The organism is Micromonospora sp. NPDC023966 (assembly GCF_040639095.1).
GTDB lineage: Bacteria > Actinomycetota > Actinomycetes > Mycobacteriales > Micromonosporaceae > Micromonospora.
In genome coordinates this window covers 131,860-146,471 of the sequence record NZ_JBEZZJ010000004.1, presented here as the reverse complement: position 1 = coordinate 146,471, position 14,612 = coordinate 131,860, and the positions used below count along the sequence as shown (strand labels likewise).

The window sequence follows — 14,612 nt, the reverse complement described above, 5'->3', positions numbered from 1 at the left end:
CGTTCGCGACTGCGGGGCTCGCAAGACCGGCTCACTCCTCGCGCTCACTGTGCCTCCCAGCGCTCGGTCAGAAAACCCTCCGCCCCGACGGCGGCCACCAGGTGGCCGCGCCACCGCTCGTCGGCCGTCGGGAAGTCCTCCCGCCAGTGGCAGCCCCGGGTCTCCCGGCGGGCGTACGCTGCGGCGACCAGGGTCGACGCCACGGTGATCAGGTTGGTCGCCTCCCAGTCGGCGGTCCGCGGCACGCCCCGGGCCAGGCCCAGCTCGGTCAGGGTGGCGGCGGTCCCGGTGAGGGTCGGCGCCGACCGGAGCACGCCCGCGCCGCGGGTCATCGCCCGTTGCAGGGCGGGCGTGGCCTCCGCCGGCACCAGCCAGCCCTGGCCGCCCACCCAGGCGCCGGTCTCCGCCGGCTTCGCCTGCTCGGGCAGCCCGGCGGCGATGTCCTCGGCGATCCGGCGGGAGAAGACCAGCCCCTCCAGCAGCGAGTTGCTGGCCAGCCGGTTGGCGCCGTGCACGCCGGTGCAGGCGACCTCGCCGCAGGCGTACAGCCCGGGGATGGAGGTGCGGCCGCGCAGGTCGGTCCGGACGCCGCCGGAGGCGTAGTGGGCGGCCGGGGCGACCGGGATCAGGTCGGTGGCCGGGTCCACCCCGATGGCCAGGCAGGAGGCGACGATGGTCGGGAAGCGCCGGGCCAGGAAGTCGCCGCCGAGGTGGCGGGCGTCCAGCCAGACGTGGTCCGCGCCGGTGGCCAGCAGCACCCGGTGGATGCCCTTGGCCACCACGTCCCGGGGCGCCAGCTCGGCCAGCTCGTGCTGGCCCACCATGAACCGCTTGCCGTCGCCGTCGACCAGGTGGGCGCCCTCGCCGCGCAGCGCCTCGGAGACCAGCGGCTGCTGGGCGAGGCCGGCCCCCGGCCCACCGGCCGGCACCATCAGCGCGGTCGGGTGGAACTGCACGAACTCCAGGTCGGTGACCGCCGCGCCGGCCCGCAGGGCGAGCGCCACGCCGTCGCCGGTGGAGACCGCCGGGTTGGTGGTGGCCGCGAAGACCTGGCCCATCCCGCCGGTGGCCAGCACCACGGCCCGGCCCAGGATGGCCCCGACGCCGTCCTCGCTGCCCTCACCGAGCACGTGCAGGGTGATCCCGCAGGCCGGGCCGAGCCCGTCCGGCCCGTCGCCGGGGGCGCGCAGCAGGTCCAGCACCAGGGCGTGCTCGACCAGCCGGATCCACGGGTCGCGGCGGACCGCGGCGTGCAGCGCCCGCTGCACCTCGGCCCCGGTGGCGTCGCCGCCGGCGTGCACGATCCGGTCGGCCCGGTGGCCACCCTCGCGGGTGAGCATCAGCGAGCCGTCCGGGTTGCGGTCGAACTCCGCCCCGATCCGCATCAGCTCGCGCAGCCGGGTCGGGCCCTCCTCGACCAGCACCCGGACGGCCGCCGGGTCGCAGAGGCCGACCCCGGCCACCTCGGTGTCGTACGCGTGCGCGGCCGGGGTGTCCGCCGGGTCGAGCACCGCGGCGATGCCGCCCTGCGCCCAGCGGGTCGACCCCTCGTCGATGTTGACCTTGGTGACCACGGTGACGTGCAGCCCGGCCTCGCGCAGGTGCAGCGCGGCGGTCAGCCCTGCGACCCCGGAGCCGACGACGATCACGTCGGTGGTCTCCACCCAGCCGGGGGCGGGCGCGGCGAGCAGCCTCGGCAGGGCCGGCAGGTCGACGGTCGGAAGGTCCATGAGCACAGTCAACCCGAAGGCCCCTCATCCCGGGCGGCGGGGGCGGGACGAGTGGTTTCGGCTACCTCGTCCGCACCGGCAGACCGGCCGGGCCGGCCCCCTTGAGCGAGGCGGTCACCGTGCGGTCGCTGAGCCAGAGGTAGCAGCGCACACCCCGGTCGCCGACCGCCCACCGGCCGGCCCCCGGCGGGCGGACGACCACGCCGCTGCGGAACCGCAGCGTCGGGTCGTCGGGCACGCCGGCGTACTTCGCCAGGACCGTGTTGCAGCCGGTGTAGAGGGGCGCCCAGTCGGCGTCCTTCTTCGGGTACGGGCGGTCCGGCGCCGCCCACACCCCGACGAACTCGGCGTCGTGCGAGGCGCGGCAGTCGACCGGGGTGAGGGTCTGCACCCGGCGGGCGTCCCGGCCGGTGCGCTGGCAGCCCAGCCGCAGCGGGGACGGCCCCTTGAGCGCGTCGCGCAGGCTGCCCGTCCGGGTCACCACCGTCGCCGCCGCCTCGACCGTGGTCAGCTCGGTCAGGTCGCAGCGGTACCAGCGGGAGCCGGCCGCCCAGCCGGGGCCGGTGGGCAGCGCCACGGCCAGCCGCAGCCGGCCGGCCCGCCAGTTGTCGCCGACGTAGCCGCCGGCCCGCGTGTCGCACTCGGCGAAGGCCGCCCGCAGCTCGGCCGATCCGAGCCCAGGCGGGCTGGACCGCTCGACGGTGAACGCCCCCACGTGCACCGTCTCCACCCGGTGCGGCAGGTCACAGCCGACCGGGTCGTAGCCGGACAGGCCCACGGTGGGGATGAAGTCGGCGACCTGGCAGACCCCGGCGGCCGGGGTGAACGCGCCAGCCGCCGGCAGGGCGCCCCAGTCGTCGGTGAGATCCCCGTCAAGCCCGCCCGACGAGGCACAGCCGGCCAGCGCCACTCCCGCGACCACCGCGGCGACGAGGCTGCGCATCGCACGGCCCATCGCGCCTCCCCCAGCCCGACGACCGTCGATTCCGACGGTCCGCCCAGGGTAGCCGAAAATGACCTTCCGGTAACAGAGCGCGCTCCCGCCCGCCCACCACTCGCCGATCTTGCAGTTGCGGCCCCGACAAATGGGGGCAGAGGACGCGGTCGGCGGGCACCAACTGCAAGATCGCGGGGAGGCGCGGGTCAGTTGAGGGCGGCGGCCAGGGGGTTGGGGACGGGGTCGCCGGCGGTGCCGGGGGCGGCCGTGGTCGGGTCGGCGGTCAGGTCGACGACCTTGTTGTCGGCGTCGACGTGCACCACCCGGGGCTGGTAGGAACGCGCCTCGGCGTCGTCCATCTGCCCGTACGAGATCAGGATGACCAGGTCCCCGGGGTGCACCAGGTGCGCCGCGGCGCCGTTGATGCCGATCACGCCGCTGCCCCGCCGCCCCGGGATCACGTACGTCTCCAGCCGGGCGCCGTTGGTGATGTCCACGATCGCGACCTGCTCGCCGGGGATGAGGTCGGCCGCGTCGAGCAGATCCTCGTCCACCGTGACCGAGCCGACGTAGTGCAGGTCGGCCTGGGTCACCGTGGCCCGGTGGATCTTCGACTTGAGCATGGTGCGGAGCATCGGGCTGCCTTGCCTTTCCGAAGGGAGGTGGTGGGGTCAGGAACGCGGGGCGAGGTGGATCGCCGTGTTGTCGATCAGACGGGTGGCGCCGACCCAGGCCGCGATCAGCAGCCGCGCCGCGCCGGAGACCGGGCCGGGCTCCAGGTCGGCGTCGGTGAGCACCAGGTAGTCGAGGCGGGCCCCGGGCGTACCCGAGTCGAAGGCCCGGTGAGCGGCGGCCAGCACCGCCCCGGCGTCCGCGCCCTGGTCGGCGGCCTCGGCGCCGGCCCGCAGCGCGGCGGAGAGGCTCAGCGCGGCCACCCGCTCCTCCGCCGACAGGTAGCGGTTGCGGCTGGACAGGGCCAGTCCGTCCGGTTCCCGCACGGTCGGCACCCCGACGATCTCCGTCGGCACGTCCAGGTCGCGGACCATCCGCCGGACCAGGGTGAGCTGCTGGTAGTCCTTCTCGCCGAAGAACGCCAGGTCGGGGCGGGTGAGCTGGATCAGCTTCATGACCACGGTGAGCACACCGTGGAAGAAGCCGGGGCGGCTCAGCCCCTCCAGGTCCTCGCCGAGCGGGCCCGGGTTCAGCCGCACCTTCGGCTGGCCCTCCGGGTACATGTCCGCCACGGCGGGGGCGAAGACCACGTCCGCGCCGGCCCGCCGGCAGATCTCCAGGTCGGCGTCGAGGGTGCGCGGGTAGCGGTCGAAGTCCTCGTTCGGACCGAACTGGAGCGGGTTCACGAAGATCGTCACGAGCACGTGGTCCGCCCGCTCCCGGGCGGCCCGCAGCAGGGCCTCGTGCCCGGCGTGCAGCGCGCCCATGGTCATCACGACGCCCACCGTGCCGGTCAGGCCCTCCCGGGCCGCCGCCAGCTCCTTGCGGGTGTGCACCAGCTCCGTCACCAGTGCCTCCTCAGTTCGGGCCTGCGGGGCTCGCAGAACCGGCTCCTCGCCCTCACGCCGACACCTCAATCCGGTTCAGCACGTCCAGCAGCGGCGCCGCGTCGACCGGCCGCAGCCGGCCGGCCGCGATCGCGCGATCCGCCGTCCGTCGAGCCAACGCCAGGTAGGGGGGCACGGATTCCGGCGCGGTCGCCGCCAGCCGCTCCAGGTGCCGGCGTACGGTGCCCGCGTCGCCCCGGGAGACCGGGCCGGTGAGCGCGTCGTCGCCGAGCCGCAGCGCGTTCTCCAGGGCGGCCCGCAGCAGCGGGGCGAGCACCTTCTCCGGCCGGTCCACCCCGGCGTCGCGCAGCCGGTCGGCGGCCTCGTTGACCAGGGTCACCAGGTGGTTCGCGCCGTGCGCCAGCGCCGCGTGGTAGAGCGGGCGGTCGCCCTCGGCCACCCACTCGGGCACCCCGCCGAGGTCGGCCACCAGCCGGGCGGCGAACGCGCGCAGCTCGGCCGGGGCGGTCACCCCGTAGGAGATGCCGGCGAGGCGGGTCAGGTCGTCCGGCGTACCGGTGAAGGTCATCGCCGGGTGCAGCGCGAGCGGCCGGGCGCCGACGGCGGCGGCCGGGGCGAGGACGGCCAGCCCGTGCGCGCCGGAGGTGTGCGCGATCACCTGGCCGGGGCGGAGCGCGCCGGCGCCGGCCAGGCCGGCCACCACGCCGGCGAGGGCGTCATCGGGGACCGCCACGATCAGCAGGTCGGTGGCGGCGCGAGCCACGGCGGTCGCGGAGCGGGTCGGGGTCTCCGGCAGCAGCAGCGCCATCCGGGCCCTGGTCGCACCGGAGGCGCCGGCGGCGGCGACCACCCGGTGGCCGGCCGCGGCGAGGGCCGCGCCCAGCACGGCGCCGACCCGGCCGGCGCCGATCACACCGACCGTGAGGGTGCGCGGGAAGACGAGCGAGGCGTCGGCGGCCCGGTGCGGGGCGGCCGGACGCGAACGCAGCGGTGCGCTCATGGCAATCGATCCAGTCCTCGAAGGGGGTACCGGTCGATCGCAAGTATGCGCCGGGGTCACAGAGCCGAAACAAGCATGTGTGAAAACCTTCACCGACGGCGCGAAGGGGCCGCTCCGACGGCGCCGAACGGCCCCTTCTGCTACGCCGGCCCACGTCGCGGAGGCCCCGGCCGTCCGCCCGCCGTAGGGTCGGCACGGTGACGCCCCCGGCACGAGGAACGAACTGATGGCGCTCCGCTGGCGCGACGCGATGTCGACCGCCCTCTACGGGCCGGATGGCTTCTTCGTCGCCGGCCGAGGGCCGGCCGCCCACTTCCGCACCAGCGTCCACGCTTCTCCGGTCTTCGCCTCCTGTCTGCTGCGGTTGCTGACCTCTCTCGACGCGGCTCTCGGCCATCCCGCTCGTCTGGACGTGGTGGATATCGGTGCTGGTCGGGGGGAGCTGTTGCGGTCGTTGTCGGTCGCCGTGGGGGTTTCGGGGGAGCCCACCCGCTCCGGGCGGTCAGGCTTGATCCCTCCGCGGGCGGGCTCCCCCGAAACCCTGACCACCACGGCCGCCGCCCGCCCGTCGCCTTCCGGGCCGGCCGCCGCCGGGTCGTTGGCCGCCGCGCCGGTTCCGCTGGCCGAGCGGGTACGTCTCATCGCGGTCGAGAAGGCGCCCCGACCCGATGACCTGCCGGTGGAGATCGAGTGGGTGGACGAGATCCCGCAGGGCGTCACGGGTCTGCTGGTGGCCACCGAATGGCTGGACAACGTGCCATTGGACCTCGCGGTGTACACCTCGGAGGGCTGGCGGTACCTGCTGGTGGACCCGGCGACGGGTGAGGAGTCGATGGGCGACCCGGTGAGCGCCGAGGATGCCGACTGGCTGGACCGGTGGTGGTCTTCTGCCGTGCGGAACGCGACCGGAACGACCACCGAGGGGTTCCGGGCGGCCCGGCCGGCGGAGGGATCAAGCCTGACCGCCCGGAGCCGGTCGGGCCGCCCGGAACCCCCCACCGGCGCGCGGGCCGAGATCGGAAGGACCCGCGACGAAGCCTGGGCGGCGGCGGTGACCCACCTCGACCGAGGGCTGGCGTTGGCCGTGGACTACGGGCACCTGCGGGGTGATCGGCCGGTCGACGGGACGTTGACCGGGTATCGGGGTGGACGGCAGGTGGCGCCGGTGCCGGACGGGTCGTGTGACGTGACGGCGCATGTGGCCATCGACTCGGTCGCCTCTGCCGGTGAGCGGGTCGCGCGGTGTGCGTACACCGTGGTCTCCCAGCGGGAGGGGCTGCGGGCGCTCGGGGCCGACGGCGGGCGACCGGCGCTGAGCCTGGCCTCCCGGGACCCGGCCGGCTACCTGCGGGCCCTCGCCGCCGCGTCGGCGGTGGCCGAGCTGACCGACCCGGCCGGCCTCGGCGGGCACTGGTGGCTGCTGCAACCGGTCGGCGTCGCCCTCGATCCGCTCATGGCACGATGACGGACATGACCACCGACGCCGGCGACCTCCGCGAACTGACCGTCGGCACCGGGGCCGGCGGGGAGCAGCTCGGCACCGACATGGTGCTCAACATCGGGCCGCAGCACCCGTCGACGCACGGTGTGCTCCGGCTCAAGCTGGTGCTCGACGGGGAGCGGGTGGTCTCTGCCGAGCCGATCGTCGGCTACATGCACCGGGGCGCGGAGAAGCTCTTCGAGGTCCGCGACTACCGGCAGATCATCGTGCTGGCCAACCGGCACGACTGGCTCTCCGCCTTCTCCAACGAGCTGGGCGTGGTGCTCGCCGTGGAACGGCTGATGGGCATGGAGGTGCCGGAGCGCGCGGTCTGGCTGCGGATGGCGCTCGCCGAGCTGAACCGGGTGCTCAACCACCTGATGTTCCTCGGCTCCTACCCGCTGGAGATCGGCGCGATCACGCCGATGTTCTACGCGTTCCGCGAGCGGGAGACGATCCAGGCGGTGATGGAGGAGGTCTCCGGCGGCCGGATCCACTACATGTTCAACCGGGTCGGCGGGCTCAAGGAGGAGGTGCCGTCCGGCTGGACCTCACGGGCCCGGGCGGCGATCGGCGAGGTCCGCCGGCGGATGCCCGACCTGGACAACCTGATCCGGCGCAACGACATCTTCCTGGCCCGCACCGTCGGGGTGGGCGTGCTGTCGGCGGCCGACGCCGCCGCGTTCGGCGCCTCCGGGCCCGTCGCCCGGGCCTCCGGGCTCGACCTGGACCTGCGCCGGGACGAGCCCTACCTGGCGTACGACCAGCTCGACGTGCCCGTGGTCACCAAGGCCGCCGGGGACTGCCACGCCCGGTTCGAGGTGCTGCTCGACCAGGTGTACGTCTCGCTCGACCTCGCCGAGCAGTGCCTGGACCGGGTGGACCGGCTCAGCGGGCCGGTGAACACCCGGCTGCCCAAGGTGGTGAAGGCGCCCGAGGGGCACACCTACGCCTGGACCGAGAACCCGCTCGGCATCAACGGCTACTACCTGGTCTCCCGAGGCGAGAAGACCCCGTGGCGGCTCAAGCTGCGCACCGCCTCGTACGCGAACGTGCAGGCGCTGGCCACCCTGCTCCCGGGCTGCCTGGTGCCGGACCTGATCGCCATCCTCGGCTCGATGTTCTTCGTGGTCGGCGACATCGACAAGTAGCGGCGGCCCGGTCAGCGCCAGCGGTCGGTGGCGCTGGTGCCACCGGCCCGGGGGGCGTCGTCGCGCGGCGGGTACCCGTAGCGGGCCGGCTCGGGCTCGACCTGACGCCACTCCGGCTGGCCGCTGCGCTGCGTCGGGGGCCGCCACTCCTCGGGCACCGGCACCCCGCCGGCCGGGAGCGCCGGCCGGCTCTCCTCCGCCCAGCCGCCGGCCTCGCCGGGAACGGCCCGGCCACGGACGGACGCCCAGCGGTCCTCGACCCGGTACTCGGTGCCGCCGCCGTCGGCGTGCACCGCGGCCCGCCGCTCCCCGACCCGGATCTCCCGGCCCTGCTCGTCGTCGCGGACCGCGGCCCACCGGTTGCCGGTGCGCAGCTCGGACCAGTAGTCACCGTCCGGATCGTCGGCCACTGCCCGGCCGGGCCGCTCGGCGGGCGCCCAGCCGCGGGCGTCCGTCCCCGCCCAGCCCTCAGCCGCCGGCTCGCCGTATCCGCTCCGGTCGCCCTGACCCGCCCAGGCACCCGGCCCGGTCCGGTCGCCCTGGCCGGTGCGGATGGGCTCGTCCCGTCGAGCGGCCCAGCCCGCCTCCTCGCGGCCGCCGCGCCCCGCCGGCCAGGACCGATCGTCGGCCGGTCCGTCCTGGCCCGACCGCCAGGACCGGTCGTCGGCCGGCCGGGACCGTTGCTCGGCCGAACCCGCCGACCAGGACGAATCGTCGGCCCAGCCGCGGTCATCGCCCTCCCGCGCCGGCCAGCCCCGGTCCTCGCCCTCCCGCGCCGGCCGGTCCCGGTCGTCGCTGGACGCCCGGCCGACGCCCGCCCACGGGTGCCCACCGCCGGGCGCGGACCAGGAGCGCTCGTCCCGGGAGTCGGCCGACCCGGACCAGGAACGCTCGCCGCCCTGCCCGGACGAGCCGCCGAGCCGGGAGCCCTCGGCCGGGCCGGACCAGCCGCCGCCGACCTGGGCGGACCAGGAGTGCTCGTCCCGGCCGGGTCGGGCGCGGTCGTCATCGGAGTCCCGGTACCCGGCGCGGGGCTCCTCCGCCTCCGCGCCGCTCCACGAGCGCTCCTCCGGGGCCGGGGACCAGCGGCCGGCGTACCCGCCGTACCGGGCGCCCGCCGGGTCGGCGCCGCCGTCCACGATGGTGTGCCGGGTGGTCACGTGCACGGTCTCGGTGTGGTGCACCACCCCGACCTGTCGGTGCTCCGGACGGATCTCCGGTTCGGGGGTGCGCGGCGCGCCGTAGACACCGGTCTGCGGGCGGTCACTGCCGTAGACACCGGTCTGGGGGCGGTCGCCGCCGTAGACGCCGGCCTGGGGGCGGTCGGCACCGTAGACACCGGCCTGGGGCCGGTCGGCGCCGTAGACACCGGCCTGCGGTCGGTCGGTGCCCTGGCCGGGGCGGTCGGCAGCGTGGTCGGCGCCGTACCGGGTGCCGGGGCGGTGGACTTCGTCGTCCTCGTCCCGGGCGGCGGGCTGCGCCCGGCCCGGCTCGGTGCGGGCGCGCCCCTCCTCGTGCGGCTCGGTGGCCGGCACGCGGGCGCGGCCACCGGCCGGCTCGTCGGTGGCGGACGTGGCAAGGCCCGCGGCGGCGGCGATGCCGGCGGCCGCGGCGTCGAGTCGGCGGCGCATCGCCGTGACCGACTCCTGGGTCCGGTGGGCCTGGTCGAGCGCCTGGTTGCCGCGCTGGGCGGCGGCCACGATCTCGCCGCGCAACTCCCGGCGGAGCTGCTCGAGTTCCGCGCGCAGTTCCTCGGCGCCGGCCGCCCCGCCGCCGCTCTCCGCCCGCAGCGCGATGGAGAGGCCGATCAGCACCACGGCCAGGATCGCCAGCACGGCGCCGAACCGGAGCGGGCCGTTGCCGTCGGCGACCAGCAGGATGAGCGCCGCCAGGGGCGCGAGCCCCACTCCGATCCAGAACAGGATGGTCAGCAGCACGGGGCTGCGGTTTTCGGCGGGGGCGACCGAGGCGGGCATGGCTGAGCAGACTACCGAGAGTTGCCCCGGTAGGGAACGGGCCGAAAGCATCGATGTAAAGGGCGGTGACCAGGACTTCCCGCCCGGCCACGGCTGCCCGTCGCGCCGGCGAGCCGAGGTGGCCCGCCGGCGCGACGGTGGTGGTCAGCTCGCGGCGAGCGCGGCGTCGGAGGAGAACACCAGGCCGACGCTGGCCGCGCCGGTCTTCAGGGCGTTCTTGGTCTGCGGGCCGCCCGCGTCGAGCGAGCTGAACGAGCCGGCCTTGAAGGCGTAGACCTCGACGAGGCCGGCCTGGCACTTCGGCCGCTGCGGGCACTCCGGCGGGCCGGCCAGCACAGTGGCCGTGCCGGAGCACTTGGCCGCCAGGTCGGACAGGGTGGCGACCTGGTACTTGTCGGCGAACGCCTTGGTGACGGCGAACGCGTTCTGGTCCTGTGCCTGGGCGGGCTGGCCGAAGCTGATGCCGACCTTGTCGCCGGCCGCCTTCAGCGCGCCGACCGTCTTGTCCAGCTCCGGCGAGGAGACCGGCTGGGCGTCCTTGCCGTTGGCCTTGGTGTTGAGGAACTCGGCCATGGTCGCCGCGTACTCGGGGACGACCTGGACCTGGCCCTTCTCCAGGGCCGGCTCGTAGAGCTCGCGGTTGCCGATGGTCTGCACCTTGACCTGGTAGCCGGCCGCGGTGAGCGCGATCTTGTAGAGCTCGGCGATGGTCTGGCTCTCGCTGAAGTTGCCGGCGCCGACCGTCACCTGGCCGCCGGGGCCCTTCTCGACGCCGTCGGTCACGCCGTTGGCGTCGGCGAACTCCTTCGCCGCGACCTGCGGCGTCTTCCGGTCGACGTCGACCGCCCGGTTCAGCTCGATCAGCTTCGGGGTGTCGAGCTTCGCGGAGACCTTGTCGAGCGCGGCGACGAGCTGCGGGGTGGCCGCCTTCGCGTTGATCGCGGGGATGACGTTGTCGGTGTTCTGGAGCTTCTTGTCGTCGGTGAGGACGACCAGCTTGTCACCCGCCACCGGGGCGCAACCGGCCCCGGAGGCACCCTGCTCGGGCGCGTCGGTGCCGGAGGAACCGGCGTTGCCGCAGCCGGTGAGGAGGCTCGCCGCGGCGAGGACGCCGAGCGCCCCCACGGCCAGCTTTGAACGTGCGTGCATCAATGCCCGCCTTCCGTGTCCCGGCGCGACCCGTCAGGGCCGGCCGCGTGTCCGACGGGCGATCCGATCGAACGCCCGCGACTCCAGCCAATATCTTCCAGCCCGGACCGACAAATTCTGAGCCGGATTCGTCACCGGATCGTCATCCCGGGGGACTCAGGCGCCGGCGGTGGCGTCGGCCGCGCGGCGGTTCGCCGCCCGCCGGACCCGGCGCAGCGGGCGCGGCGTGACCAGGCGCTCGACCACCGCCAGCACCCCCTCGACGAGCAGCGCCAGCCCGCCCACCAGCACGCCGCCGGCGACGATCTGGCCGCCGCCGGCCGCGATGTCCAGTCCGAAACCGGCCCGGATGATCTGCCCGAGCCCACCGCCGTTGACGAACGAGGCCAGCGCCGCGGTGGCCACCACCTGGACGGCGGCGGTGCGGAACCCGGCCGCCAGGTAGGGCACCGCGAGCGGCAACTCCACCCGGCGCAGCACCTGCCCGCCGGAGAGCCCCATCCCGCGCGCCGCGTCCCGGGCCTCCGGGTCGGCCTGCCGCACCCCGGTGTACGCGTTGGCCAGCAGCGGCGGCACCGCGAAGACCGCGAGCGCGACCACCACCGCCGGCCGGCCGAAGCCGAGGAAGGTCAGCGGCAGGATGGTCAGCAGGGCCAGGGTCGGGATGGCGAGAGTGACGTTGGACACCAGCAGCACCAGGCCACCGCCCCGGCCGGTGTGGCCGAGCCAGAGCCCGATCGGCCAGGCCACCAGGCAGCCGAGCAGCACCGCCAGCGCCGACATGCTCAGATGCTCGCCCAGCCGGTCCAGGATGCCGCCCGGGTTGGTCCAGTTCAGCGGGTCGTTCAGCCAGACGACCGCCTGCTGCACCGGGTTCATGAGCTCCGCCCTCGCAGCCAGGGGGTGAGCAACCGGCCGACGCCGGCCAGGACCAGGTCGAGCACCAGCGCCAGCAGCACGCAGAGCACGGTGCCGGTCATGATCTGCGCCTTGTAGAAGTTGTTCTGGAAGCCGGCGAAGATCAGCTGGCCGAGGCCGCCGCGGCCGACCACCACCCCCACTGTGACCAGCGCCACCGTGGAGACCGTGGCCAGGCGTACGCCGGTGAGGATGCCGGGCAGCGCCAGCGGCAGCTCGATCCGGAACAGCCGGCCCCAGCGGCCGTATCCCATGCCCTCGGCGGCCTCCCGCACCTCGGGCGGCACCTGGTTCAGCCCGGCCAGCACGTTGCGCACGATGACCAGCAGCGCGTAGAGCGCCACCACAGTGAGCACGGTGATCGCGCCGATGCCCAGGTACGGCGCGAGGAAGGCGAACAGCGCCAGCGACGGGATCGTGTAGAGCACCCCGGTCAGCGCCAGGATCGGCGCGGCCAGCGAGCGGAACCAGTAGGCGGCCACCGCGAGCGGCAGCGCCACCAGCGCCGCGATCAGCACCGCCCGGGCGGTCAGCCAGGTGTGCTCACGCAGCGCCGCCAGGATCGTGTCAGAGTTGTCCCGCACGTACTGCCAGGAGAACCATGGGTTACCCGGCGCGGCCCGGTAGCTCAGGTGGAGGGACACACGTGGACGTTACCCCGGGCGCCGGACAGGGCGCGGCCTCGATCACGCTGGAGCGCATCCGCAAGCGCTACCCGGACGGCACGGAGGCGGTGCGGGAGCTGAGCCTGGAGGTCAAGGCCGGCGAGCTCGTCGTGCTGATCGGCCCGTCCGGCTGCGGCAAGTCGACCGTGCTGCGGATGATCAACCGGCTGATCGAGCCCACCGGCGGGCAGATCCTGCTCGGCGACGACGACGTCACCCAGGTCGACCCGGTCACGCTGCGTCGCCGGATCGGCTACGTGATCCAGAACGTCGGCCTCTTCCCGCACCAGACCGTCGCCGCCAACGTGGCCACCGTCCCCGGGCTGCTCGGCTGGCCCCGGGAGCGGACCCGCGCCCGGGTGGACGAGCTGCTGGAGCTGGTTGGCCTCGACCCGGGGCAGTTCGGCCGCCGCTACCCGCACGAGCTCTCCGGCGGGCAGCGGCAGCGGGTCGGGGTGGCCCGCGCGCTCGCCGCCGACCCGGTGGTGCTGCTGATGGACGAGCCGTTCTCGGCCGTCGACCCGATCGTCCGGACCCGGCTCCAGGAGGAGTTCCTCCGGCTGCAGGCCGAGGTCCGCAAGACCATCGTGCTGGTCACCCACGACCTCGATGAGGCGGTCCGGCTGGGCGACCGGATCGCGGTGCTCTCCCAGGGCGGCCGGCTGGAGCAGTACGACACCCCGGCCGCCCTGCTCGGGTCGCCCGCCTCGCCGTTCGTCCGCGAGTTCGTCGGCGCCGACCGCGGCATCCGCCGGCTCGCGGTCACCCCGGTGACCCGCGAGGTGCTCGACCCGCTCCCGGCCGACGGCGGGGCCGGCCTGCCGACCGTGCCGCTGGGCGGCTCGGCGTACGACGCGCTGGGCGGGCTGCTCACCTCCGGCGCCGAGCAGGCGGTGGTCACCGAGGATGGCCGGCCGGTGGGACTGCTCACCCGGGCCCGGGTGCTGGGCCTCGGCGTGCTGGACTGACCGCTCAGGCGGTCAGGCTCGGCCGCGCCGGGCGGACCGGACTGGCCAGGCCGACGATCCAGCGGTCAGGCTCGGCCGCGCCGGGCGGACCGGACTGGCCAGGCCGACGATCCAGCGATCAGGCTCGGCCGCGCCGGGCGGACCGGACTGGCCAGGCCGACGATCCAGCGATCAGGCTCGGCCGCCGAGGCTGGCCAGGCCGACGATCCAGCCGGCGAAGAAGCCGTAGGTGACTCCGGTGCTGGCGGCCTGGAAGGCGGCGAAGAGCGAGCCGTGCGGGCCGAGGAGGGTGGCCAGCAGGGCCGTGCAGCCGGCGGCCAGGGCGTAGGCCCCCCAGCCGGAGAAGAACTGGCTGGCCGAGCTCTCCACCCGGGCCACCTGTGGGCCGGGCAGCACGTAGAGCAGCGCCGCGGCCAGCACGATCAGCAGGATCGCCCGCAGGTTGGTGGCGAGCACGCCCTGCGACGGGTCGTCGGCGTGCAGTCGCCAGGCCGGCCAGGCCAGCAGCCGGAGGAACCACCCGCCGGCCCCGGTCGGGTCGGTGTGGCCCTGCACCCAGCCCACGTACGTCGGGCTGCCGCAGACCGCCACGAGCAGGAGTACGGCGAGCGTGCCGGTGCCGGCGGCCGTGCCGTACGCGCTGATGGTGCGGGGGCGGTTGGTGAGGGCCATGGAGCGGTCAGTTCCCGGCCCACCGCGCCGGGCAAACCTGCGTACCCGTGAAACCGCCGAGGGTCGGCGGGTGGTCATCGCCTAGTGCTTCAGCAGGTAGTCGATGAAGGCGGCCCGCAGCAGCGGCGCGGACTCCTCGTAGCCGTGCCCGGTCATCTCCCGCCACAGGGCGTTGGCCTCGTCGATGATCGGCCCGACCGAGTTGGGAGCGCCGTCCAGGACCGAGGCCTCGTCCGCGTTGGGCATGTGCCGCAGCACCGACCAGAAGAACTCGACGTCGCGACGCTCCCGGGCCAGGTGGAACGCCCGCTCGCGCAGTTCCTCGGTGGAGAGCTTGTCCAGCTCGTCGAAGGTGCGGCCGCCGGGGGCAGGAGTGTGCGTCATGCCGCCGAGCCTAACCGGCGAGATCAGCTCCGGACCCGCCGGACGCGACGCCGAGGCCGGTC

At 75.0% G+C, this 14,612-nt stretch carries 14 protein-coding genes; 3 read left to right on the top strand and 11 right to left on the bottom strand.

The features are described 5' to 3' along the window. Nucleotides 1-44 precede the first annotated feature (44 nt). From AB0F68_RS08950 to AB0F68_RS08930, 5 genes are all read right to left on the bottom strand, one after another. Nucleotides 45-1,730: an L-aspartate oxidase gene (locus AB0F68_RS08950; RefSeq protein WP_357334121.1), complete on the bottom strand. Its 1,686-nt coding sequence runs from the start codon at nt 1,728-1,730 to the stop codon at nt 45-47. Between the two features lie 61 nt (nt 1,731-1,791). Next, on the bottom strand, nt 1,792-2,685 hold the full coding sequence (locus tag AB0F68_RS08945) for a septum formation family protein (RefSeq protein ID WP_357334119.1): 894 nt from the start codon (nt 2,683-2,685) through the stop codon (nt 1,792-1,794). Nucleotides 2,686-2,873: 188 nt separating this feature from the next. Next, entirely contained in the window at nt 2,874-3,302 is a 429-nt protein-coding gene (gene panD, locus AB0F68_RS08940) for an aspartate 1-decarboxylase (protein WP_107078331.1), read from the bottom strand. Between the two features lie 36 nt (nt 3,303-3,338). After that, nucleotides 3,339-4,187 (bottom strand): pantoate--beta-alanine ligase, encoded by an 849-nt coding sequence (panC, locus tag AB0F68_RS08935; RefSeq protein ID WP_357334116.1) that lies wholly within the window; start codon nt 4,185-4,187, stop codon nt 3,339-3,341. 52 nt (nt 4,188-4,239) lie between these two features. Further along, entirely contained in the window at nt 4,240-5,187 is a 948-nt protein-coding gene (locus AB0F68_RS08930; protein WP_357334114.1) for a Rossmann-like and DUF2520 domain-containing protein, read from the bottom strand. 226 nt (nt 5,188-5,413) lie between these two features. On the opposite strand from AB0F68_RS08930, the gene AB0F68_RS08925 reads away from it, so the two are divergent. Continuing rightward, entirely contained in the window at nt 5,414-6,652 is a 1,239-nt protein-coding gene (locus tag AB0F68_RS08925; RefSeq protein ID WP_357334112.1) for an SAM-dependent methyltransferase, read from the top strand. Continuing rightward, nucleotides 6,649-7,818 carry an NADH-quinone oxidoreductase subunit D gene (locus AB0F68_RS08920; protein ID WP_357334110.1) on the top strand — a complete coding sequence of 390 codons (1,170 nt, stop codon included), beginning with the start codon at nt 6,649-6,651 and terminating at the stop codon, nt 7,816-7,818. Before AB0F68_RS08925 ends, AB0F68_RS08920 begins: the two co-directional genes overlap by 4 nt. A gap of 11 nt (nt 7,819-7,829) precedes the next feature. Here AB0F68_RS08920 and AB0F68_RS08915 read toward each other — a convergent pair whose 3' ends face one another. The 4 genes from AB0F68_RS08915 to AB0F68_RS08900 all read right to left on the bottom strand — a co-directional run bounded on the left by AB0F68_RS08915 (nt 7,830) and on the right by AB0F68_RS08900 (nt 12,505). Beyond that, nucleotides 7,830-9,794 carry a hypothetical protein gene (locus AB0F68_RS08915; RefSeq protein ID WP_357334108.1) on the bottom strand — a complete coding sequence of 655 codons (1,965 nt, stop codon included), beginning with the start codon at nt 9,792-9,794 and terminating at the stop codon, nt 7,830-7,832. Between the two features lie 144 nt (nt 9,795-9,938). Next, nucleotides 9,939-10,943 (bottom strand): glycine betaine ABC transporter substrate-binding protein, encoded by a 1,005-nt coding sequence (locus AB0F68_RS08910; protein WP_357334106.1) that lies wholly within the window; start codon nt 10,941-10,943, stop codon nt 9,939-9,941. A gap of 156 nt (nt 10,944-11,099) precedes the next feature. Then, a complete protein-coding gene (locus AB0F68_RS08905) occupies nt 11,100-11,822 on the bottom strand; it encodes an ABC transporter permease (protein ID WP_357334104.1) in 723 nt (240 codons plus the stop codon). After that, the gene (locus AB0F68_RS08900) at nt 11,819-12,505 is read right to left on the bottom strand and encodes an ABC transporter permease (protein WP_357334102.1); all 687 of its coding nucleotides are present in this window, start codon (nt 12,503-12,505) and stop codon (nt 11,819-11,821) included. The genes AB0F68_RS08905 and AB0F68_RS08900 overlap by 4 nt, the downstream gene beginning before the upstream one ends. A 2-nt stretch (nt 12,506-12,507) precedes the next feature. Between AB0F68_RS08900 and AB0F68_RS08895 the strand changes: the two genes are divergently transcribed. Beyond that, on the top strand, nt 12,508-13,494 hold the full coding sequence (locus tag AB0F68_RS08895) for an ABC transporter ATP-binding protein (protein ID WP_357334099.1): 987 nt from the start codon (nt 12,508-12,510) through the stop codon (nt 13,492-13,494). A gap of 171 nt (nt 13,495-13,665) precedes the next feature. Here the strand turns inward: AB0F68_RS08895 and AB0F68_RS08890 are convergent, their stop codons facing one another. Continuing rightward, complete coding sequence (locus tag AB0F68_RS08890) at nt 13,666-14,166, bottom strand: hypothetical protein (protein WP_357334097.1); 501 nt, start codon at nt 14,164-14,166, stop codon at nt 13,666-13,668. Nucleotides 14,167-14,247: 81 nt separating this feature from the next. After that, nucleotides 14,248-14,550: a hypothetical protein gene (locus AB0F68_RS08885; RefSeq protein ID WP_357334095.1), complete on the bottom strand. Its 303-nt coding sequence runs from the start codon at nt 14,548-14,550 to the stop codon at nt 14,248-14,250. Between the last annotated feature and the right edge of the window lie 62 nt (nt 14,551-14,612).

What these genes read in the sequence shown, in the direction of transcription:
- AB0F68_RS08920 (WP_357334110.1), top strand. Translation starts at nt 6,649, where the DNA reads ATGACGGACATGACCACCGACGCCGGCGACCTCCGCGAACTGACCGTC.
- AB0F68_RS08915 (WP_357334108.1), bottom strand. Translation starts at nt 9,794, where the DNA reads ATGCCCGCCTCGGTCGCCCCCGCCGAAAACCGCAGCCCCGTGCTGCTG.
- AB0F68_RS08905 (WP_357334104.1), bottom strand. Translation starts at nt 11,822, where the DNA reads ATGAACCCGGTGCAGCAGGCGGTCGTCTGGCTGAACGACCCGCTGAAC.
- AB0F68_RS08925 (WP_357334112.1), top strand. Translation starts at nt 5,414, where the DNA reads ATGGCGCTCCGCTGGCGCGACGCGATGTCGACCGCCCTCTACGGGCCG.
- panD (WP_107078331.1), bottom strand. Translation starts at nt 3,302, where the DNA reads ATGCTCCGCACCATGCTCAAGTCGAAGATCCACCGGGCCACGGTGACC.
- AB0F68_RS08885 (WP_357334095.1), bottom strand. Translation starts at nt 14,550, where the DNA reads ATGACGCACACTCCTGCCCCCGGCGGCCGCACCTTCGACGAGCTGGAC.
- AB0F68_RS08950 (WP_357334121.1), bottom strand. Translation starts at nt 1,730, where the DNA reads ATGGACCTTCCGACCGTCGACCTGCCGGCCCTGCCGAGGCTGCTCGCC.
- AB0F68_RS08945 (WP_357334119.1), bottom strand. Translation starts at nt 2,685, where the DNA reads ATGGGCCGTGCGATGCGCAGCCTCGTCGCCGCGGTGGTCGCGGGAGTG.
- AB0F68_RS08890 (WP_357334097.1), bottom strand. Translation starts at nt 14,166, where the DNA reads ATGGCCCTCACCAACCGCCCCCGCACCATCAGCGCGTACGGCACGGCC.
- AB0F68_RS08930 (WP_357334114.1), bottom strand. Translation starts at nt 5,187, where the DNA reads ATGAGCGCACCGCTGCGTTCGCGTCCGGCCGCCCCGCACCGGGCCGCC.
- AB0F68_RS08910 (WP_357334106.1), bottom strand. Translation starts at nt 10,943, where the DNA reads ATGCACGCACGTTCAAAGCTGGCCGTGGGGGCGCTCGGCGTCCTCGCC.